This is a genomic window from Gilliamella sp. Occ4-3 (genome assembly GCF_001690675.1).
Lineage (GTDB): Bacteria > Pseudomonadota > Gammaproteobacteria > Enterobacterales > Orbaceae > Gilliamella > Gilliamella bombi.
In genome coordinates, this window is record NZ_LZHR01000041.1 from 43,917 (window position 1) to 66,188 (window position 22,272).

Here is a 22,272-nt window from a genome sequence, read left to right on the forward strand (position 1 = left end):
CATTCTGCACAGCTAAGCATGAGATTGTTAAATGGGATCTGGCAATTCACATAGCTTGCTTGCCACTATTGTTATTTATTCCACCAAAAGGCTAAAACGACTAAAACCACTACACCAAACAAAATCTTAGCACGCTGTAACCAACAGATTTAATTTAAAAAAGCAAAACAAAAATTTCAATACAATCGAATTCTATATCTTGATGGTTTTAAATCAAAATAAATGCTCACAACACCGTAAAGTAAATATGGGAATCTTCTTTATGGTGTCAGAATGTAATGACAATTATAAGTAAGAGCAGCACGCCAAACAGGAGGTTTGGCGGATTATTTTGTTGTTGCCATTACTATAGTTTAAATTGGTGAGTGAAAATTATAAAGGTAAATTACGTTTAATCATACATTGTTTATAAGCATCAAAAGCTTTTTGATTTAATTTCATGCCATACATATAAAGAATGCCGTAGCACAAAACTGCAAGAGCAACACTATCTTTGTATTTTTTAAACATATTATAGTGTTGTATTAATATTTCGTCACTTATTTTATCACTTTTTTTATCTGATTTTACTTGCTTTATAATTGTGTAGCATAGCAATAGAATAAATATGCCTAGGAAAGTCAACAGTCCGATAATTAATGCAGCAAAAACTGCAAGTCCCATAATGGTTTGTAAAAAATTCATCATTTTTAAATTCCCCTGTTTCTCAATTTAATAAAATATGCTTTTATATTAGTATTATTTTCAATCATTACCATAGTTAGGCTTTAAAACGGAAAAAACACCGGTACTAAAGCAATATCTACCGCCATTACTAAAAACGTTAATGGTACACCAATTTTGACAAAATCGCTAAAGCTGTATCCTCCCGGTGCCACCACCATGGTTTTAATCGGTGAGGATACGGGCGTAATAAATGACGCTGATGTGGCAATTGCCACCGTCATGGCAAATGGATAAGGTGAGTAACCGAATTTTAGTCCTAAATCAATAGCGATTGGCGCAATTAAAATTGCTGTTGCAGTATTGGATATAAATAATCCAATTGTTGAGCATAATAAGAAAATAAATGTTAGCACCATGTATGGGCCGAAAGAGCGTAAGTGGACTTCAAGCCAAGCTGATATGAGCGAAATCCCCCCCGTTTTATTGAGTGCTAGTGCAAAAGGCATCATACCTATAATTAGAATTAAGGTTGGCCAATGTATGGATTTATAGGCATTGGCCATGTCAATGCATCGTGTTGCCCCCATCAGTAAGCAGGCGACTAATGCCGCAACCACATTAGGCACAATACCTGTCACCATTAAAATAATCATAATGGCTAGGTTAATTAAAGCCGCTGGTGCTTGTGAGCTTGCTGGTGCAATGTCGTCGATATCTGCCGGAAAGTCTAATACAACAAAGTCATTGGTTCGAGTTTGTAGTTTTTGGATCGAACCCCAGTCACCACAAACTAATAATGTATCACTCATTTCTAAACGTTCTTGGAATAAGTTGTTTGTTTCAACCGGTGCATGATTACGCCAAATACCAATTACAGTCAGGAAATATTTTCCTCTAAAATCAATTTCATTAAGTGTTTTTCCACACAGTGTCGATTCTGGGAGCAGGGCAACTTCGGCCATGCCGACTTGTTTAACCTGTTCTGAAAAATATTCACCTCGTAATACTTTCGGTTCAAGGTTGTTGGTGTTTAAAAAGGTTCGATAATCGGCTTCGGAGTGTGACATATCGAGTAATAAAATATCATTTTCACGAAATTCGGTTGAGCCATTAACGGGGATTAGTACTTTGTGGAATTTGCGCCAACGTTCAATACCAATAACATTTACACCATGTTCACTACGCAAATGTAAGCCATCAATTGTGCGCCCAACAAAAGGTGAGCCAGCTAGTATTTGTGCTCGATGGGCTCGGCCAATTAATTTATAGTCTCGAATTAAATCGGTGATTTTTCGTCTTTGTGGTTGGGTATTAGTTGGGGTAACTTGTTCTGCTGTGAGTAACCAATTGCGTGTTAATATGCAATATATAACCCCGACAATTAAAACACCAATACCAATTGGGGTGATCGAGAAAAAACTGAATTCAGTCAAAGCGGCACGGTTTAATTCACTGTTTACCACAAGGTTTGGTGCGGTGGCAACCAGTGTCATCATGCCACTTATTAATGCCGCAATACAAAGTGGCATCATTAATTTTTTTACATGAATACCGGTATGGTTAGCAATGCTAATGGCAACGGGTATAAAAATTGCAACTACGCCAGTTGAGCTCATCACTGAGCCAAGCAAAGCAACGCCTAACATGATACAGGTGATAATGCGAATATCGTTTTTGCCTGCAACTTTTAATATGTATTCGCTCATTTTGTATGAAATGCCTGTTCTAACCAAGCTTTCACCAATAATAAATAGAAGGGCAATTAAGATAATATTAGGATCGCTAAATCCAGCGAGGGCTTCAGCTGGTGTTAATACGCCTGTGATGGTGATTGCTGTGATTGTGAGCAATGCAATAATGTCCATTCTTAGTTTGCTAAACGAAAACATTAAAATTGCTATTAATAATAATATGCAGACAGTAATAAGTGAGTAATATTCAATAAAATAATTAGGTAAGAATTTAGCGATTGATGATACTAAACCATCCTCAGATGACAAATGTTCCACAAAAAGTAGCTCTATGATACAGATTACATTTTGTACATAATACCTTGATTTATTGTAATAGGGAATATCTCTAAATAAAGTTTATATGGCTATAATTACTTTATTGTTAATTTTTTTTACGTTATTTTTCGTTTTTTAACATTTTCTGCTATTTTCTTTATGACATATTCGCATTATTGAAAAGTAGGTGTAATTTAAGCAACTAAACCTATTTAATCGTTAACTCTTTAGGAGAGAATATGTCATCAAAGAAATCTGTTGCACAAATTATAGTTGATGTTTTGTCTGAAGCGGGTGTTAAACATTGTTATGGTATTGTTGGCGATACTTTAAATCATATTACTTCTTCTATCAAAAAAAGTAATATTGAATGGGTACATGTTCGTCATGAGGAAGTCGGTGCTTTTGCTGCAGGGGCAGAAGCTTATTTAACAGACCAAATTACAGCTTGTGCTGGATCTTGTGGTCCAGGAAGTTTGCATTTTATTAACGGTATTTATGAAGCACACCGTAATAAAGTACCTGTTGTTTTATTGGCAAGCCAATTGGTGACTTCGCAACAAGGTACCGATTTTCCGCAAGAAGTTGACTTTGAATCTATTTATAAAAATTGTTCTGTATTTTGTCAGCAAATCAATGATCCAACCCAAGCAAGACAAATAACAACCGCAGCCGTTCAAGCAGCAATTAATCAACGAGGTGTAGCTGTTTTAGTGATACCTTATAATATTAGTTTAATTAAGGTTGAAGATAATAGTGGGCATAAGATTTATCACCCTAAACCTATTATTCGTCCGTCAAATGAAGAACTGAACCAAATCGCAGAAATACTTAATAATAATCATAAAATAGCTATCTTTGCTGGGCAAGGAGTGTGTGAGGCTCACGATGAGCTTATTGCCTTTGCTGAAAAATTAAAATCACCTATTGTGCATACCTCAAGGGGTAAAGATTTTGTTGAGTATGATAATCCTTATAACGTTGGTATGACTGGTATGTTTGGTATGGAGTCAGGAACAACAGCGATTAAAGAGTGTGATGTGTTAATTATGTTAGGTGCTGATTTTGCGTGGTCACAATTTTATCCTGATAAAGCGATTATTATTCAAGTTGATATTGATGCAACTCATCTTGGACGGCGTCATCCAGTGAGTGTGGGGGTTGTTGGTAGTAGTAAGCCAACGTTAGCCGCTTTAATTCCTTTAGTTGATGAAAAACAAGATTCTAAGTTTTTAGAAAAATGTCGCCAATTGTATATAAAAGCAATGGATAAATTGAATAAGAAAGCTGTACCTTCTCAAACAATGATTCATCCTCAATATTTAACCGAGCTTGTTGATAAATATGCGACACAAGATGCTGTGCTTTGTGCTGATGTTGGCTCAGCTATGGTTTGGGCTTGTAGGCATTTTAATACCAATGGAAAAAGACGTACGGTAATTAGTTTGAAACATGGCACAATGGCAAATGCAATGCCGCAAGCGTTAGGTGTGCAAAAAGCATTTCCTAATCGTCAGGTAATTACTTTATCAGGTGATGGTGGTATTAGTATGTTATTAGGCGATTTGTTAACTACAATTCAAGAAAATTTGCCAATTAAAATTATTGTGCTTAATAATAGTTCACTTAATTTTGTTGAATTGGAACAAAAATCAGAAGGTTTAGTTGATCACTATACCGATTTACAGAATCCTAATTTTGCAAAAGTTGCTGAGTCGATGGGATTATTTGCGATAAGAGTCGATAATTCTGATTCTCTTGATGAAGCAATGCAATCATTTTTATCACATCAAGGTCCTGCATTATTAGATGTTAAAACCAGCTCTAATGAATTAGTTATGCCGCCTGAAATTCAAGCATCGCAGGTTATGGGGATGGCGCTTTACAGTGTAAAAGCTTCTTTGCAAGGGAAAATGGGCGATGTAGTAAATCTATTGGTGGATAATTTTATCAAGAAATAGTTTATATTATTTTCTATATTTATTTTAAATGACAAGTTTACAGAGAGTTTTTGTTAAAAACTTTCAGGAAATAGGGGTGTTTCAGTATAATTTGGGGGGAGCTGCCGCTGATTTGCGGCAGAATAAATGAATTAAAAACTAACGGCGCCTTCTTCTGCGGAAGTTAAATTTTCTCGGATAACGGTAAATAGTTCACGCCCATAACCTAGATGTGAATCCGTTAAGTCGAAAGAATAAGGTTCACGTTTGGCTAATTCTGCCTCGCTTACTAATAATGTTATTTCGCCAGTTTGACCATTAACACGGATCATGTCGCCTTCTTGAACTTTACTGAGTAAACCTCCATCATAAGCTTCAGGGGTGACATGAATTGCGGCGGGCACTTTGCCTGAAGCCCCCGATAATCGACCATCAGTTAATAACGCAACTTTATAACCTTTATCTTGCAGAACACCTAGCGGTGTTATTAGTTTATGCAATTCTGGCATGCCAATTGCTTTTGGTCCTTGATAACGGACAACAACTACGCAGTCTTTATCTAGTTTGCCAGCTTTATATTCGGCATCTAAATCATATTGGCTATTAAAGATGACTGCTGGTGCTTCAATAATTTGATGTTCAGGTGCAACGGCTGATGTTTTCATAATTGCACGACCAAGATTTCCTGACATCACTTTTAATCCACCATGAGAATTAAATGGTTTTTTGATTGACGCAATGACGCTGTCATCTAATGATTTTGTTGGACCTTCACGGAAAGTAAGTTTTCCATTTTCTAAAATAGGTTCTTGAGTATAACGACTAAGTCCACGTCCTACTACAGTTTCAACATCTTCATGTAATAAACCACCAGATAATAGTTCGCGAACCAATAAAGATGTCCCCCCAGCTGCTTGAAAGTAGTTTATATCGGCTGGACCATTCGGGTAAATTCGGCAAAGTAGTGGTACTGCTGTTGATAGATCTGAAATATCATTCCAATTAATAATTATGCCGGCTGCTTTAGCCATTGCCACAATATGCATTGTTAAATTAGTTGAACCGCCAGTTGCGAGTAGTGCAACTAGACCATTGACAATCACCTTTTCATCTACCATTTTACCAATAGGCATATAGTTGCCTGATTGGTTGGTTAGGCGAGTAATTTGTTTAGCAGCAGCATTGGTTAATTCATAACGTAATGCTGTTTCAGGATGAACAAAGGCCGTCCCTGGCAAATGTAGTCCCATTAATTCAATAACCATTTGGTTACTATTTGCTGTACCATAAAAAGTACAAGTACCACTAGTGTGATAAGATGCCGATTCTGATTCAAGTAAGTCTTCACGCGAAGCTTTACCTTCTGAGTAAAGCTGGCGGATACGCACTTTTTCTTTATTAGGTAAGCCCGATGGCATTGGCCCTGCAGGTACAAAAATAGCAGGTAAGTGACCAAACGTTAATGCGCCAATAAATAGACCTGGTACAATTTTATCGCATATTCCAAGATATAGAGCACCATCAAACATATTATGTGAAAGCCCGACAGCAACCGACATTGCAATCACATCACGGCTCATTAATGATAGCTCCATTCCAGGCTCGCCTTGAGTTACACCGTCGCACATGGCAGGTACTCCACCAGCCATTTGCCCAACTGCGCCAACTTCGTGAAGTGCTTTTCGAATTTGTTCAGGATAAAACTCATACGGTTTATGAGCTGATAACATGTCATTATAAGAACTAATAATCCCTATGTTACTTTTTAAAATGTTTTTTAGATCACTTTTATCATCGCTACAACAAGCAGCAAAACCATGGGCTAAATTACTACATGGTAAACTAGATCGAGTTACTTTATTATGCATAGCACGTTCTATTTTTTGCAGATAATTGGTACGAGATACCCTAGAACGCTCAATAATTCGTTGAGTTATAGCCTGAATAGTCGGATTCACATTGACCTCGTCTTATTTTTTTTCTATTTTTTTAACAATGACATATTGTGCGTATTACTTTTTCAGTATCGTGCACAACCTTTTCTAATGGTTGTTCAATATTGATGTTGTAGACATCTTTTTCATCAGTAGTTGGTTCTTCTAGAGTATCGAATTGAGATTGAAGCATCCCTGTTTTTTGGTAGTGTCCTTTACGTTTAGCTAGTCTTTCAGCGATTACATCGAAACTTCCTTTCAAATAAATAAAATGTACGTTTTCATTCTCACCGCGAATAATATCTCGATATTTTCGTTTTAATGCCGAGCAAATAATAATTGAAACATCGTTGACATTACTCATGGCAAAGGCAGCATTACTGATTAAGCTAAGCCAAGGCATTCGATCTTCATCGTTTAATGGCGTACCGCTCCGCATTTTTAAAATATTAGCCTTTGGATGTAAAAAATCACCATCTAAAAAAGCAGCATCCAGATTGTAAGCAACTTGTTTGGCAACAGCTGATTTACCACAACCAGATACTCCCATTAATACAAAAACTTGTTTATTTTTTTTAGTCATTATTGATCCTTCGTACATCCAACTAGTTACGGGTAACATTTTGACATGCTAACCTCTATTTGCAATATAAAAAAAGTTTATTTGTGATCTGGATCAGGTTTTACTTTTAATTATTAATAAATAGAAAATTATCTATTAGTTGAGCGTTACTATTGAAAAATAGATTCCGATCACAAAAATATAAAATCTTATTTGCTTTTCATCCAAGTTGTTATTGATACCGCTAAACAGATGCAATCTCCCGTGATACTTGCTGCAAAGCCAGCAACTTATAGTTACGCAGGAATACAATATTTAATCAGTATTTGTGAAACAGCAGCAAGCATTCACTATTTTCCTTTTGCGTTACATTTGGATCATCATAAAAATATCAGTGATATTCAAACAAAAATAGAGGCAGGAATTCGCTCGATTATGATTGATGCCTTGTATCACCCATTTGAAGAAAACATTGACATAGTTAGTAAAATGGTTGTTTTTAGTCATAAATATAATGCCAGTGTTGAAGCCGAATTAGGGCGGCTTGGCGGGCAAGAAGACGATCTTATTGTCGATAACAAAGATAGTGCTTTTACAGATCCCAATGCGGCAAAAGAGTATGTCGAACGTACAGGAATAGATTCACTTGCGGTAGCTAAATTGTGTATCTTAATTTTTACTCCAAATTTTATATTTTTATCTAAAAGGGTTAATACGTCATATTAACACAACAAATTACCTTTTAAATCTATTACTTAATTGAGTAACTCATTCTATTAATGGCATAAAAAAGTTCTTGACTGTTCAAAAAAAATACGTATTTTAATGGTATAGATTACCTTATGATTTATTTTATATAACCAAAATTATAAATATAAAACAAGGATTAAGCTATGGGCATAATAGATCAATTAGCCAGTCATCTTGATTCACTTGCCAGAATCACCCCGTTGAATCGTTATTCGTTTTCGATAGATGGACTTGAGATGACAACCGAAATTTCGGTCTTATCACTCGAAGGCAAAGAGCAGCTAAATCAGCCTTGGCAATATTGCATTGATTTTACCAGCACAAATCGTCAGATATCCATCGATTCAGTACTCAGCCAAACCGCATCACTGACTTTTCATCCCAACCCCTTACCACTTACACTCACCCAAATAAGCTCACTGGATATTGAAGATAAACCCCGCACACTCTATGGGGTGATTACTGAATTTAGTTTTGTCTCAATGAGTGAAGACCAAGCTCACTATCGGGTGGTGTTTGAATCTAAAGTGGCATTGCTAGCTAACCATCATCAAAGTGCTATTTTTCAAAATAGAAGCGTCGTTGAAGTCGTTGAAGAGGTGTTGCGTAATCACGGTTTTATCGGGATTGATTTTCGAATGGAGTTAAATGAAACTTACCCTGCTCGTGAGTTTATTACCCAGTGGCAAGAAAGTGATTTAAGCTTTATTCAGCGTTTATTAGCTGATGTTGGTATCTGGTTTTATTTTGAAACGCATCCAAAACATCGCTGTGATGTCATGGTCATGAGTGATTATGAACAAGGATTAAAAAAGGCGGGTAATATTGCAATTAAGCAGCCCAGTGGTTTAAATGATAGTCGCCGTCATAGCGTATGGGATTTGCAGTTTAGCAGTAAAACCAAACCCAATCAGGTGCGTATTAATGATTACAACTACCGCACGGCAAATAACAACCTTCACATCACCGACAATAGTCAACAAAAAGATATCACAACCCGAGGCGATGACTATCGTTATGAAGAGCATCATAAAACAGAGGGAGATATTCAAATTGTTGAAAGTGGCAAATGGTATGCCCACATCCGCCATCAACAACATATTACCGAACAATTAACCATTTATGGAAAATGTAATGATTATCAGTTAGTGCCGGGGCAACTTCTTATTATTGATGGCTGCCCAATTAACGATATCAAAGACGGCATTATTATTGTTGCAACCCGTAGTCATGGTGACCGAACCGAATCATACCAAACCCACTTTACCGCCATACCGTTTAATGTACTTAAACCTTATCGTCCTGCGCCATTACCGTGGCCACAAGTAAGCGGTACACTACCGGCAAGAGTGACCAGTCCTAATCACGATACCTATGGCTATATTGACCCTCAAGGGCGCTATCGTATTAAGTTTAACTTTGATTTAAAAAACTGGAAAAAAGGCGAAGAAAGTTTATGGGTTAGGCTTGCCAAGCCTTATTCAGGAAATACTTATGGCTTTCATTTTCCCCTTATTGAGGGTACCGAAGTTGCCGTTGCTTTTACGAATGGCAATCCTGACCGTCCCTATATTGCCCATGCAATGCATGACAGTGCCCATCCAGACCATGTTTCGCTCATCAACAAACACCGTAATGTAATTCGAACACCCGCCAATAACAAGTTGCGAATGGATGATAAGCGCGGGCAAGAGCATATCAAACTTGCCACCGAATACGGTAAAACACAACTCAATCTAGGGCATTTAGTTGATAATAAAAAAATTAATCGGGGTGAAGGCTTTGAACTGCGCACCGATGAGTGGGGGGCAATACGAGCGGGTAAAGGAGTTTATGTTACCACCACAGAGCAAGAAAAAGCCGCTGGCCAACAGCTTGAAATGCAAGATTCAATAAAACAAATCGAAAAATCTTTAAATATTTCTTATGCGCTAATTGAGTGTGGAAAATCAAGCGGTGCCGAACCTGCCGAAATCAGCCAACAACAAGCATTGCAATCAGCAACCAATCAATTACAGCAACCAACGGTTGTTATTCATGGTGATCAAGGCATAGCGCAAACTTCATCAAAAAGCATCCAAAGTGCAGCCAGTGAAAATATTATTGTTACTGCTGGTAAAAACGCTAGCGTGAATATTTTCAAAAAGCTATCAATGGCAGCTGGTGAAATGGTCTCTATTTTTGCGCACAAATTGGGGATTAAGCTGATTGCCGCATCGGGCAGGGTTGAAATTCAAGCGCAGTCAGATGAATTAGAACTCACTGCACAAAAAAATATGTTTATAACCAGTAGTGGCGGTAAAGTAACAATCAATGCTCAACAAGAGTTATTACTACTTAGTGGTGGCGCTGGCATTCGTATTAAAAATGGCACGATAGAGTTAATTGCACCAACTAGCATCTTACAAAAAACAGCTTTACTCTCTTATTCTGGTGCCGAAAGTATTAAAGAAGTGACCCCTTCATTTAATAAAGGCGACTTTTCACGTAAGTTTAAATTACATTTCAATGGTTCATCATCGCAAGTATTAAAAAACCATCCTTATCGAATTCATTTTAGCGATGGTAGCACACAAGACGGGATGACTGATGAAAATGGTGAAACACAAATGTTACCAATGACAGAATTAGAACAACTGAAAATAGAAATATTAACCAAGGATTAACCGATGTCTAATACACATACTTCAGATGATAGTATCACCGAGGTTGACGGTGTGATTGGTTTACCCTCAAACTCTACTGATGCCATGCTAACCCAAAATGTTTGCGTGCCTGCGCCATTGCCATGTATTGTGATTTTGATTCATGGCGTAAATGATGTTGGCGAAGCATTCCCAAATTTAGATAAAGGGATTTGTGAGGGATTAAATAAGCGCTTAGGGCGTTGTGATTTAAAGCCTAACAAGTGGCAATGGGCTAAAGTTGATGATGACGACTTTTCACCCAGAATGCAGATGCTAACTGAGTGGGAAGAAACAGAAAAAATTAAACCACCACTAAAACCTAAAGTAGAAAAACATAAAGGTAATTCGCCTGTTATTCCATTTTATTGGGGTTATAAACCAGTCGATGTTGATACTTACTATAGTGAACAAGAAGCCTATAAAGCCAGATTAGAAAAGGGCAAGCCAGATGAACTACCTTATGATGCCTATTGGATTGAACAAGAGACTAAAGAACTGGCTGAAATTTATGGTTTTTCAAAATTAAATCATGATCATTTTGGTAATTGGATTGATTACCATTTTACTCGCAATGGTGGTCCTTTTTCGGATGCAACCACCTGCATTCCCGATATGTATGGTCCAGGGTTTACCTCGTTTACGAATTTAGTTGCCCGATTGGGATCGCAGAAAGGGGCTAAAGCTTATTACAACCCACATCGCATCTATATGGTGTTTGCCGCTCGTCGCTTAGCCGATTTAATTATTAAAATTAGAAAAGATAAAAAGTTGAAGGAAGCACCAATCAATATTGTGGCGCATAGTCAAGGGACAATTATTACCATGCTAGCTAATATGATGCTAGCTGAGAAAGGTTATTTACCGGCTGATTGTGTGATACTTGCACACTCACCGTATGCTTTTGATTACACTTTTTTAGAATCACATTCGAAAGAATCTGGCATGGGGGTGCAAACTAACAAAGCGCGTAAGCAAACCTTTATTAATTTTGTGCAAGCCATAAAAGATGGGCAAGATTTAAGAAAAATCAAATATGAAGATCCCGAAACGTTAATTGAAAAAGGAGTTGCTGCTAAAACTATTAAAGGCGGTATGCTCAATACTTCAAAGCAGGATTATGATTTTACCAATCCGCTTTATTGTCGAAATAACTTTGGCAAAGTGTATAACTACTTTAGTCCTAATGATCAAGTGGTTTCATTGCGTAGTGTTGAGGGCATGGGCTGGCAAGGTATACCTAATCACGTATTTAATCAATGTGGTAACAATTTAAAACAACGCGCATTTGGTCATCGTATGACTGTGGGTGAAGATCCCACTAAATTTATCTGTTTTAGACCAAAAGGAGCCTTTGAAATAGCCGTGCCTGAATACCTTGATAAAAAGGCGTTAAAGGATAGACAGATCGATATTATAAAAAAATACGATGCCGAACAAGAAAGCTTTTCTTTTATGTATAAAATGTATATTTATTTAACTAAAGATGAAATCGCGTTAGTCAATCAACATAACCCCATTGAGAACGGCAGCTTTGTTTATGGCTATTACGATAATATTAAAGATAAAATTATTATTTATTATAAAGTAGATGACAAAATTATTGCGCAATTAGAAAAAGATAAGGAGCATGGTGTTTATTCGCCGACTGAAACGGGATCGGTGAGTAATGCAAGATATCGAGTTAGAGAAAAGTTAAATATTAATGGTGAACAAGTTCCTGAACCAATTATTTATACCGGATGTGGAAAAAGTGCGAAAACAAAATTAGCTAAAGCGATTTATTATAATGATCTGTTTTTAGATAAAAATAAATATGATGAACATGAAAGGTGGTATAAAGAATCTGACGAGTATAAACCTTATCCTAAATATGAATTTTATTATCCTTATCCAGATAGACCCAAAAAACGCATCGGTAGTTCTAATCATTCACTTGATAGCGTTTATTATTATCCATGGCCTCGAGACAGATTAAAAGAGCATCCCGAATGGTTGCCAGGATTTGCCCATTTTCGTTTTACAGATGATCCGCATAAATTCGAGGTATGGTGTTTTCCGTCTGGTGAAGAACTAAAACAAAAGGTTTATAAATATGTCCAAAAACAGACAGAGCAAGCCGAAGACAGTTCCCATCATTCAGGTATTACCTTAAACGAGCAAGTCCCTTCTCATATCATGGCATTTGATCTTGCGTTAGGCGAAGTCAATATTTGCAGTAAAGAAAACCGCCGAACGTGGCAACAATTAATTCATCTTGCCGATTGGCGCTCACCAGAAAATGAAGACTCAGACACAATAAAGTATAAAAATGATGGTATTTTACCGAAAGAAATTAAAAACAGTATGAACTTTTTACAGGGAAAAGTCCCAGATGGTGTAATAAATGAATTTAAGCAGGTTGAAACTATTTACCAAAGGGCTTTGCTTGTGGGTGGCGGAAGTATTATAACGAAAGTCGCTGCCAAACAAGTCGCTAAACTAGCGGTCACGGTGGGCGGTAAAGTTTTTGGTTTCTATATTAATCCAGAACAACAATGGCCACTGCCAGTGCCAGATACAGAAAGGAGAAGTTAACCAATGATGTTAGCAGTACTATCGACCCTTATAGGGGGAGCATTATTTATTATTATGCTAATTAAGCAATATCGTGAGCGATGGCAACTGGTGAGTTATCTGTTCTTTATCTTGGGAATATTGGCACTTTCGCCAGTTAATAATATACGAAAGCCCACCATTGTTCCTCCCTCGCAAATTGTGTACCGTTTTGATGAAAACCGTTATATTTTATTGACAGGCTATCGATGTGAAGGGCAAGCTTATTTTATTGATGATAAAGAACAAGTTTATTACCTTTTAGACGCTCATTCTTGGGATCTATATACAGAGCCTTATCGGCATCCAGCAAAAAACTATCTTTCAATCCCATTGTCGGATGTGTCGGCAATATATACTTCCATTGATGGAGGGCGTTCATTTAGAAGTATCCGTTTAGGGGTTGGGCATTATTTAGGTAATCATGATTCACCGCAATACGATGTGGTGAATGATCAGGCTTTTATTTTAGGCAAAGATGGTCAGCTTTATGCATCAGAAGCGCCATTTGGCACCAAAGGTTGGTATATGTTATCGAAAAAAGAACAGCTTGAACAAGAAGCTATTTTAGGCAGAAGCCAAATTATCCCTGAAAGTATTCCCCCAATTCCAAGTGACTATACTGGTTGGGATAAAATGCGCTGCGATTATAATGCCAAAGGAACTCAATTGCCCGATAACCATACCGTGTTAGAGGTCTATCAACACTTGTTAGGCACAGCTAAATAAGGAATTAAGGCATGAAACAGAAAATAACCAAATTGTTGATAATGTTATTTGTTGTACCCGTGGTTTTGGTCGTGATTTTATCGACTTTTGCGCCATTCCCCTCCACCGAGCCAATGCCACTTATGTGGCCTAAACCATTACCCAAAGAAGGTTATCAATTATTCCATAGTATTGCCAGAAATGGTGATTTGCTAGATTATTCCTTTTATTATGTCAGTAAAAAGCGGCAGGTGATTTATCGTTATGACGCCGATCGTTATTTAGAGTTACAAGGCGAAAATTGCAGTGGATTGATTTGGTATCATGATGATAAAAATAATATTCATACCTTAATTACCAAACGATTTTATACAGCTTATCATTTACCGAAATTTAACTACTATAACCCTGGCAAACAGTATATTGCTATTCCCACCAATGATCTGTCCGATTTTGTTTTTTCAGTCGATGGTGGCAGACATTTTATAAAAGCGATGGTTTCCCCAATGGCAGCAGTACCAGGAGAAGAAGTTGATTATTTTATTGGGGTGGATGATTCGCCAATTGAGGATACTTATTATGAACCGGGAAAACCAAATACACCGATTACTATTTCGGGTAATACCGGCTATTTTGTCTTAAAAAATCATGAGGTGATATTTGGGGCTTCTTATAGATATAATCGAATTGATTATGAACATGGATTAAGCAACTATCAAATTTTTTACCCATCAGCGGCATTTTTTGATGAAAGGGTTAGGGATAGCTCTAGATTTGGTGCCTATGATAGCCTTATTGATAATAAAGAATATCAATTACGGGTAAATTCAATAAAAAATCTAAAACCCGAACCTTATCAAGGTTGGGACAAAATACGTTGTGAGGTTGGGGCGGAAAGGTAAAAATATTTTAGGCTAATTTTAGGAATGACTTTATGAAAGGTGTAATTCGATTAGGCGATCCGCATACCCATGGAGGATGTGTGATAAGTGCATCTGGTGCTATTTTTGACGGTAAGCCAGTTGCATTAGTTGGCGATCAGGTATCGTGTCCGATAAAGGGGCATGGTGTAAATAATATTGTTGACGGGCATCCGACTTGGAAAATGTATAATCGATCTGTTGCCATTAATGGTTGTAAAGCCGCTTGCGGCTGTGAGCTTATTTCAACATTATCTGTTGTAGGGAGTGAAGCATGAAATGGAGAGTACCTAACATACCAGAAAAAGCACTACCTAAGAATTTTTCTATCTGGGTTTATTTATTGGTTTTTGTGTTGAGCGCCATTTTTTTTGAATTTATAGTGTTACTCATTAATGAAAATAGTGTGCTATCTAATTTATTATTAGGGGGCTTTTATCTTGTTATCGTACCGCTATTTTTTAGTTTATCTATAACGGGGTTTATTTATAGTTATTACCATTCACAATTAATTAAAGCTCTATTTTTTAATTTAAATATTAAAAATAAACTAGCAAGATGGCAGATATGGGCAAGAAAATCAATTGGGTTAGTTGATTATTGTTATTTAACAGAAATCGATAATCTTGCTTTAAAAGTTATGGGGCTAGAAGGCAGTCAACCAATGAATCCCGATAAAGTAATGCCGATTTCAGTTATACATGAAATGAGCAGCTCACCACTATTTTATGTGTTTGAGAAAATTATTATGCCAATGAAAGCTAAAATTAATAGCTTGTCAAAAATCAAAGTGCTATTAAATATGACTCAAAGTTCAGATGCTGCGGTTATGACTTTAGCCAATTATTGTCATTCAAATCATATTAATATTAACGAGTCTGATATTGTGTTATCCGATTGCATACCTTCGCCTGAAATCATCCATGAATGGATAGATACAAAATATGATGAATCTATTTTAATGATTAATTTGGTATACGATGTTAAGAACCAATTATCTTTTAGTGAATATTGCTGTGCATTATTATTTTCTAATGTTAAGAAAGCATTAAATCTATCCAAATTAAGAGTGTTTCGACCTCTTAAAACTGAACTTACTGATTTAAGTGATGATATTGGTTATTTAATTAAAGCCGAGCAGGTTGAAAAGAAACGAGTTAATCAATTATGGACGACATCTTTATCTTCTTCTGCATTAAATATTTTAAAGGAGACATTTTTTGATATTAATGGCGAAATTATAATTGCGCCAAATAAAGTTTATCCATTAGATCTTAATTTAGGTAAATTAAGCGAAAGCCATGCATGGCTTGCATTAGCACTGGCTGCTGATGGGGTAAATCAGGGACAAAAGGGGCAAATGATTGCTGCGCAAGGAAGTAATGAAATTTATATTATGCAATTATCGGATAGAACCATCCAACGTATCGAAGAAAATGATGAATTATTGATTTTCCCAACGGTTTATTTTTTTAGTCTTGTTTTTTGCCTGTATTCTATTGTTGCTTTATTGGCTGTTAATTATATTGAATTAAAGGAAATATTATCAATAATTGTTTTGAGTACTTTTTTATCGGTGATTGCAGTTTGTATTCCGCTTTATTTTAAACTACAGCGTTATCAAGAAGAGTTTGATGAAATTTGGTTTGAATCGTTTAGATGATAACTTAAAGGTAGTTTTTATAGGGGAAGTGATTTGAGTTATTGTGTGAATAGTATTTTATTGGGCACTGTTATCTAAATTTTGTGATTGGAAAAGTTGCTTTAGTGAGCATCAGCTTTATAAAGTTATTGTTGTGATACTCCAAAACAAAAGGAGGTATCAATAATAAATTTCACCCTAGGTGAAAATTCACCTAGGGGGGTAAAAAAGATGTGATGTTGTATCAAATTTTTACTTAAACGTAGGTGTTACCTGAAAGTTTTTGACAAAAATTAGTTCTTTTCTGTCTTTTTTGCTCGCTCAACAAATATCATCACGACAAAAGCAATAATCGTTAAATAGATGATGAAAGCCCCATAAGTTGCTAACATATCAATCAGTGAACGCCCTCGCATGGCAAAATCGCGGAAAAATTTAAATAACCAAACTAATGGGAAAGCATGGCTGACATAGTAAGTCCAAATTGGCATTATTCCCACAGCCATTGTTGAACCGCCCATGATAAACCCTGGAGGTACTAAGAAAATCATTCGACCAGCGCCTTCTCCTGGGTTGTTAGTTTTCCAAGACAGTAACAATCCTAGCCAACCAAATGCTAATCCGGTCATAAATATGCTCGGTACAAAAGCAAAATAGTTACCGTCAAAACGCAGTTGTCCAAATATAACAAGTATGGCTGTGATAAGCGTTAATGCTGTTGTAAAAAATAGTGCATAAGGGATTGTTTTTGCTAATAAAGGTAAGAGTCCTCTTTCTATTGTTTGTTCCCACATGCCAGTTACTTTCAAGCGGCCAATAATCATTAATGAGGTTAGGCCGTAAGTCAGTGACGAGAAAAAGTAGACAAAATATATAATCGTCGATATGGTGGACGAGCTTGCTGGATTAAACATATATCGTGTTTTAAGTTGCATTGGTGATAAAGTTGCTTCAATGCCTTCTTTACCAAGTCCTAATGCTGCAACTTTACCAACACTAAGTTCAGCCCCCAATTCTGGAATATATTCATTAAGGCTTTGTAGTACTTTGGCATTTTGTGCATCGTTTGTATCATCAGCAAAATAGCCTAGGCGTACTGTTTGATCGCCTTTTTTTAAGCTTTTTTCTAGACCTTTAGGAATATATAAAACACCTAAATTACGGTCGTGTGAAACCAATGTTATTGGATTTACTGGCGATCTTATTACTTCTGTCACTTCAATATAAGGCGATGTATTGACTTTGCTAATTAATTCAGTCGAATAATGAGAACCATCAAGATCAATAACTGCAATTTTTCCTTCAAACACAGCTCCATGACTTAATACAATTGAAAAAACAAGCGAAACAATAGCAGCTAAGCCAAGCGAAACTTTATAATAAGGTATAAAATGGCCAGACAACATGGCGTCAAGCTCTTCAAGCATGGATTTAATGATGTTTTGCATCATTTTTCAACCTCAAGTGTCATTCCAGTTAATAGTTTAGGAATTGATTCTATGTAAATTCTAACTTGATAAGAGGTTAAATCAGCTTGACCTCGTTCTCGTGTCATGCGTAAATCAGCAAATGATGGTGCAGCGGTGGCAAAGCGAACTTTTCCTTTTACTTCTTTGTTAAGTGCAATTACATTTGCTGTAACCGTTGTGCCTGGTTGATAATCATTAACCATTTTTTCATTCACATAAATGTCGATATATTTACGATCGGTTTCTAATAAGACTGCTGGCGCACCGTTTGGTACCATTTCGCCATCTTCAAACATAAGTTTTAATACTTTTCCATCTTCGGGTGCTCTTAATGTTAGTCGATCATAATTAAGCTGTAGTTGTTTTAATTCAGCTTCGCCTTGCGCGAGTTGTGATTGAAGCTGTGTTAATTGATTTTGGCGGTTTAGCAGTTTTTGTCGTGCAATTAAGATTGATTGTATTGTCATTCCTGTTGCATTTTTTGTTTGCTCAAATTGGCTAATTTGTTCAGGCGTCGCACCAATCATTAAGGTAGAAAGTTGACTTTCAATTTGAATAACTTGCATTTTTGCATTAATAAAAACATTACGAGCATTATCAAGTTGTGACTGCGAGTTTCCCCCCGACTTACGTAATTGGGTTTGGCGATCAAATTCAGTATTAGCTAGGTTTCGAGTCGATTTTGCTGCTTCTAAATTGGCTTGCACTTCTTCTATTTTTCGCCAAGTTGATAATTCTGAAAGGTTGGTTTCACTTTCAGTGATTTCAATATTTTTTTGTTCTTGGTTTACTGCCGCCTTTTGGCTATCAACTAAAGCTTGTAGTCGATCGATAGCTAGTTTGGTATCAATATCTTCTAATTGCATTAAAGGATCACCTTTTTTTACTATTTGTGATTCTTCTACAAATCGCTTGGTGACTTTTCCTCCGACATTTTGAAAGGCAATATTAATCTCATCGGCAGTTAATACACCAGATTTGATGCTTTTGGCAACCGAGACCGCATCATTTCTTGATCCTAAAAAGATTAAAAATGAGCCAAAGATTAGCAGGAGTAAAAAGATAACAGGAATTTTGACATTTTTTTTCATATATAGCTTATTTTCCATTTATTTAGTCAGCTAACTATTTAAGTGAAATGAAGAACTTTAATGATTAAAGTCCGTTATTTTCGTAATAATTTACGTAACATCAATATTAAAGACTCTTGTTCTTGCGAATTGAGTACTTGTGCAAAAGCGCGAATTGATTTTAGGTGATTGGGTAATGCATTTTGAATCAGCTTTTCGCCTGTATGTGTTAAAGTGATTAATCGAGAACGACCATCATCACCACTTTTTGACATCGAGATTAAAGGCTCTGGCGCTGCCAGCATTCGTTTAACCATTACTGATACTGTCGCTGGTGTTACGCCAATGCGCAAAGCAAGATCACTGGCACAGGTTTCACCTTCTGAAAACAATGACATCAATAAGGCAAACTTACCTTCAGAAACGCCGTAATCTTTATCTAATTGCGCATAGATATTAGCACGAATTAGATCGGCCGTTGTTATTAAGCTCAAAACCAGATCAACACCAGAAACATCAACGATGTCATTATTAAATCTTTGTGCTCGAGCTAAGGTTTCACGTGAAGGCAGCTTTCTTGAATTGTAATTCAATTATCATTACTCAATTTATTTAGTCGGCTAATTATACTAATTTAGCTAAAATTAGCAATTATTTTAAGTACGTTTTTGCAAGTTTGATATTTAAGTACTACTAAAGTAGTAATCCTTGAGGGTAGTTATATTCTATGCACAGTTTCATACAATGTTATTAAATTAAAATTTTTTAGCAATTTAATTAAATTAAAATTGGAGTTATGTATGAGTAAAACCAACCTCGTTATTATTGGTAATGGGATGGTTGGGCATCGTTTTATTGAAGAGTTAATTGATAAAATGCAGCCCAATCAATTCAATATTACTATTTTTTGTGAAGAACCTCGTCTTGCCTATGATCGGGTACATCTTTCTTCTTATTTTTCTGGTCACACAGCAGAAGCGCTTTCTCTAGTTCGTGAAGGTTTATACGAAGAGAATAATATTAAAGTCTTACTTAATGAACGGGCTATTTTAATTAATCGTCAGCGTAAGGAGATTCATTCTCAACAAGGGCGAATTGTTGCTTATGATAAATTGATTATTGCGACAGGATCTTATCCTTGGGTACCACCGATTAAAGGTGCTGATGGTTCGGATTGTTTTGTTTATCGTACGATTGAAGATCTTGATGCTATTCAAGAATGTGCAAAGCGTTGTCAAAAAGGCGCTGTTGTGGGTGGTGGATTGCTTGGACTTGAGGCAGCTGGAGCTTTAAAAAACTTAGGTATGGAAACGCATGTGGTTGAGTTTGCTCCAGTGCTTATGGCCGAACAGTTGGATGTTCAGGGTGGAGAACAACTGCGTCGTAAAATTGAGGAGATGGGGGTAGGTGTTCACACCAGTAAAAATACTCAAGAAATTATTCATACACCTGCTGGGAAAATCATGCAATTTGCGGATGGCTCTGCACTTGAAGTCGATTTTATTGTTTTTTCAACTGGCATTAGAGCAAATGATAAATTAGCTCAAGAATGCGAGTTAGAAATTGGTCCTCGTGGGGGAATTGTTATTAATGATTATTGCCAAACTTCGGATCCTGATATTTATGCTATTGGTGAATGTGCTTGTTGGCAAAACAAGGTTTTTGGTTTAGTTGCACCGGGCTACAAAATGGCTCAGATAGCCTTAGCGCATTTAATGGGACAAACAGATAAATTTGAAGGCGCCGATATGAGCGCTAAGCTAAAGCTGATGGGAGTCGATGTCGGTAGCATTGGCGATGCTAAAGCAAAAACAATAGGGTGTCATAGTTATGTTTATTTAGATGAAACAACGCCAGTTTATAAAAAATTGGTTGTTTCGAATGATAATAAAAAACTCTTGGGTGCGGTATTGGTTGGCGATACGTCAGATTATAGTAATTTATTGCAATTAATGCTTAATGATATGGATCTACCTGAACATCCAGATACGCTGATACTGCCTGCACATGCAGGAGCAAAACCAGCTATGGGGGTTGATGCGCTTCCCGATTCAGCACAAATCTGCTCTTGTTTTGATGTGACTAAAGAAAAAATTGTTAATGCCATTAATGCTGGTTGTCATACGGTTGCAGCAATAAAAGCTGAAACTAAAGCTGGGACTGGGTGTGGAGGCTGCATTCCACTTGTTACACAAATTCTTAATTTAGAGTTAGCTAAACAAGGCATTGAGGTCAGCCATGCATTATGCGGACATTTTAAATACTCTCGTCAGGAGTTATATCATCTTATCCGTGTTGAGGGCTTAACGTCTTTTGAGCAAGTGATTAAAAAACATGGTAAAGGTTATGGCTGTGAAATTTGTAAACCTACCGTCGGATCTTTATTAGCTTCATGTTGGAATGATTATATTCTTAAAGATAATTTGATTCCTCTACAAGATAGTAATGATATTTTCTTAGGTAATATTCAAAAAAATGGTACTTATTCGATAATTCCACGTAGTGCTGGTGGTGAAATTACTCCAGAAGGATTAATTGCTGTTGGCCAAATAGCTAAAAAATATCAGCTCTATTCTAAAATTACAGGTTCACAGCGCATTGGCTTATTTGGAGCTCAAAAAGACGATCTTCCAGCTATTTGGAAGGAGCTTATTGAGGCTGGTTTTGAGAGTGGTCATGCTTATGCCAAAGCATTAAGAATGGCAAAAACCTGTGTAGGTAGTACTTGGTGTCGATTCGGTGTCGGAGATAGTGTTGGTTTGGGTGTTGAGCTAGAAAACCGCTATAAAGGCATTCGTGCACCACATAAATTTAAACTAGGCGTATCAGGTTGTACACGTGAATGTGCCGAAGCGCAAGGAAAAGATATCGGTGTTATTGCTACTGAAAAAGGATGGAATCTTTATGTGTGTGGTAATGGTGGTATGAAGCCTCGTCATGCTGATTTACTTGCCGCTGATCTCGATAAAAATACACTAATCCGATATATTGATCGTTTCCTTATGTTTTATATTCGTACCGCAGATAAATTACAACGGACGTCAGTCTGGCTTGAAAATTTAGATGGCGGTATTGATTATTTACGTAGTGTTATTATTGACGATAAATTAGGCATAAATGCTGAGTTAGAAAGTGAAATGACACGCTTACGTAAATTAATGGTATGTGAATGGAAGGAAGCTGTTGAAAATACAGAAGGTCAAATTCGATTTTCTCATTTTATTAATAGTAACAAACGTGATGAGAATGTCCAAATCGTACCTGAGCGTGATCAGCATCGCCCAGCAACAGCAGAAGAACGTAAAGTAATGTTAGGGGAATAA

The 22,272-nt window shown here is 36.6% G+C and carries 15 protein-coding genes and 1 pseudogene; 9 read left to right on the top strand and 7 right to left on the bottom strand.

Features of this window, described 5'->3' with window-relative positions; all coding sequences use genetic code 11:
- Positions 1–372: 372 nt before the first annotated feature.
- Both A9G44_RS04265 and A9G44_RS04270 read right to left on the bottom strand, forming a co-directional pair.
- On the bottom strand, positions 373–687 hold the full coding sequence (locus tag A9G44_RS04265; protein ID WP_065609344.1) for a hypothetical protein: 315 nt from the start codon (positions 685–687) through the stop codon (positions 373–375).
- Positions 688–767: 80 nt separating this feature from the next.
- Positions 768–2,609 (bottom strand): SLC13 family permease, encoded by a 1,842-nt coding sequence (locus tag A9G44_RS04270; RefSeq protein WP_442902924.1) that lies wholly within the window; start codon positions 2,607–2,609, stop codon positions 768–770.
- Positions 2,610–2,914: 305 nt separating this feature from the next.
- Between A9G44_RS04270 and A9G44_RS04275 the strand changes: the two genes are divergently transcribed.
- On the top strand, positions 2,915–4,636 hold the full coding sequence (locus tag A9G44_RS04275) for a thiamine pyrophosphate-dependent enzyme (RefSeq protein ID WP_065609346.1): 1,722 nt from the start codon (positions 2,915–2,917) through the stop codon (positions 4,634–4,636).
- 131 nt (positions 4,637–4,767) lie between these two features.
- Here the strand turns inward: A9G44_RS04275 and edd are convergent, their stop codons facing one another.
- Both edd and gntK read right to left on the bottom strand, forming a co-directional pair.
- Positions 4,768–6,573 (bottom strand): phosphogluconate dehydratase, encoded by a 1,806-nt coding sequence (gene edd / locus A9G44_RS04280; protein ID WP_065609348.1) that lies wholly within the window; start codon positions 6,571–6,573, stop codon positions 4,768–4,770.
- Positions 6,574–6,604: 31 nt separating this feature from the next.
- Positions 6,605–7,132: a gluconokinase gene (gene gntK, locus A9G44_RS04285; RefSeq protein WP_065609350.1), complete on the bottom strand. Its 528-nt coding sequence runs from the start codon at positions 7,130–7,132 to the stop codon at positions 6,605–6,607.
- A gap of 201 nt (positions 7,133–7,333) precedes the next feature.
- Here gntK and A9G44_RS04290 point away from each other — a divergent pair.
- The 7 genes and pseudogenes from A9G44_RS04290 to A9G44_RS04320 form a co-directional block, all read left to right on the top strand.
- Positions 7,334–7,768, top strand: a pseudogene (locus A9G44_RS04290) (class II fructose-bisphosphate aldolase); the annotation flags it as partial.
- Positions 7,769–8,004: 236 nt separating this feature from the next.
- Positions 8,005–10,527 (top strand): type VI secretion system Vgr family protein, encoded by a 2,523-nt coding sequence (locus tag A9G44_RS04295; protein ID WP_081298253.1) that lies wholly within the window; start codon positions 8,005–8,007, stop codon positions 10,525–10,527.
- Positions 10,528–10,530: 3 nt separating this feature from the next.
- Positions 10,531–13,122, top strand: a complete 2,592-nt coding sequence (locus A9G44_RS04300) for a T6SS effector phospholipase Tle3 domain-containing protein (protein WP_065609355.1) — start codon at positions 10,531–10,533, stop codon at positions 13,120–13,122.
- A 3-nt stretch (positions 13,123–13,125) separates the two neighbouring features.
- Entirely contained in the window at positions 13,126–13,869 is a 744-nt protein-coding gene (locus A9G44_RS04305; RefSeq protein ID WP_065609357.1) for a T6SS immunity protein Tli3 family protein, read from the top strand.
- A gap of 11 nt (positions 13,870–13,880) precedes the next feature.
- Positions 13,881–14,750 (top strand): T6SS immunity protein Tli3 family protein, encoded by an 870-nt coding sequence (locus tag A9G44_RS04310; RefSeq protein ID WP_065609359.1) that lies wholly within the window; start codon positions 13,881–13,883, stop codon positions 14,748–14,750.
- Positions 14,751–14,782: 32 nt separating this feature from the next.
- Positions 14,783–15,046 (top strand): PAAR domain-containing protein, encoded by a 264-nt coding sequence (locus A9G44_RS04315; protein WP_065589662.1) that lies wholly within the window; start codon positions 14,783–14,785, stop codon positions 15,044–15,046.
- Positions 15,043–16,431 carry a hypothetical protein gene (locus A9G44_RS04320; protein ID WP_065609360.1) on the top strand — a complete coding sequence of 463 codons (1,389 nt, stop codon included), beginning with the start codon at positions 15,043–15,045 and terminating at the stop codon, positions 16,429–16,431. Before A9G44_RS04315 ends, A9G44_RS04320 begins: the two co-directional genes overlap by 4 nt.
- Positions 16,432–16,703: 272 nt before the next feature.
- Here A9G44_RS04320 and A9G44_RS04325 read toward each other — a convergent pair whose 3' ends face one another.
- The 3 genes from A9G44_RS04325 to A9G44_RS04335 all read right to left on the bottom strand — a co-directional run bounded on the left by A9G44_RS04325 (position 16,704) and on the right by A9G44_RS04335 (position 19,542).
- On the bottom strand, positions 16,704–17,861 hold the full coding sequence (locus tag A9G44_RS04325) for an ABC transporter permease (RefSeq protein ID WP_218055832.1): 1,158 nt from the start codon (positions 17,859–17,861) through the stop codon (positions 16,704–16,706).
- Positions 17,858–18,970 carry an HlyD family secretion protein gene (locus A9G44_RS04330; protein ID WP_081297640.1) on the bottom strand — a complete coding sequence of 371 codons (1,113 nt, stop codon included), beginning with the start codon at positions 18,968–18,970 and terminating at the stop codon, positions 17,858–17,860. Before A9G44_RS04330 ends, A9G44_RS04325 begins: the two co-directional genes overlap by 4 nt.
- 74 nt (positions 18,971–19,044) lie before the next feature.
- Positions 19,045–19,542: a MarR family winged helix-turn-helix transcriptional regulator gene (locus A9G44_RS04335; protein WP_065609361.1), complete on the bottom strand. Its 498-nt coding sequence runs from the start codon at positions 19,540–19,542 to the stop codon at positions 19,045–19,047.
- A 207-nt stretch (positions 19,543–19,749) separates the two neighbouring features.
- Between A9G44_RS04335 and nirB the strand changes: the two genes are divergently transcribed.
- Positions 19,750–22,272, top strand: coding sequence for a nitrite reductase large subunit NirB (gene nirB / locus A9G44_RS04340; protein ID WP_065609362.1), 2,523 nt, complete (start codon positions 19,750–19,752; stop codon positions 22,270–22,272).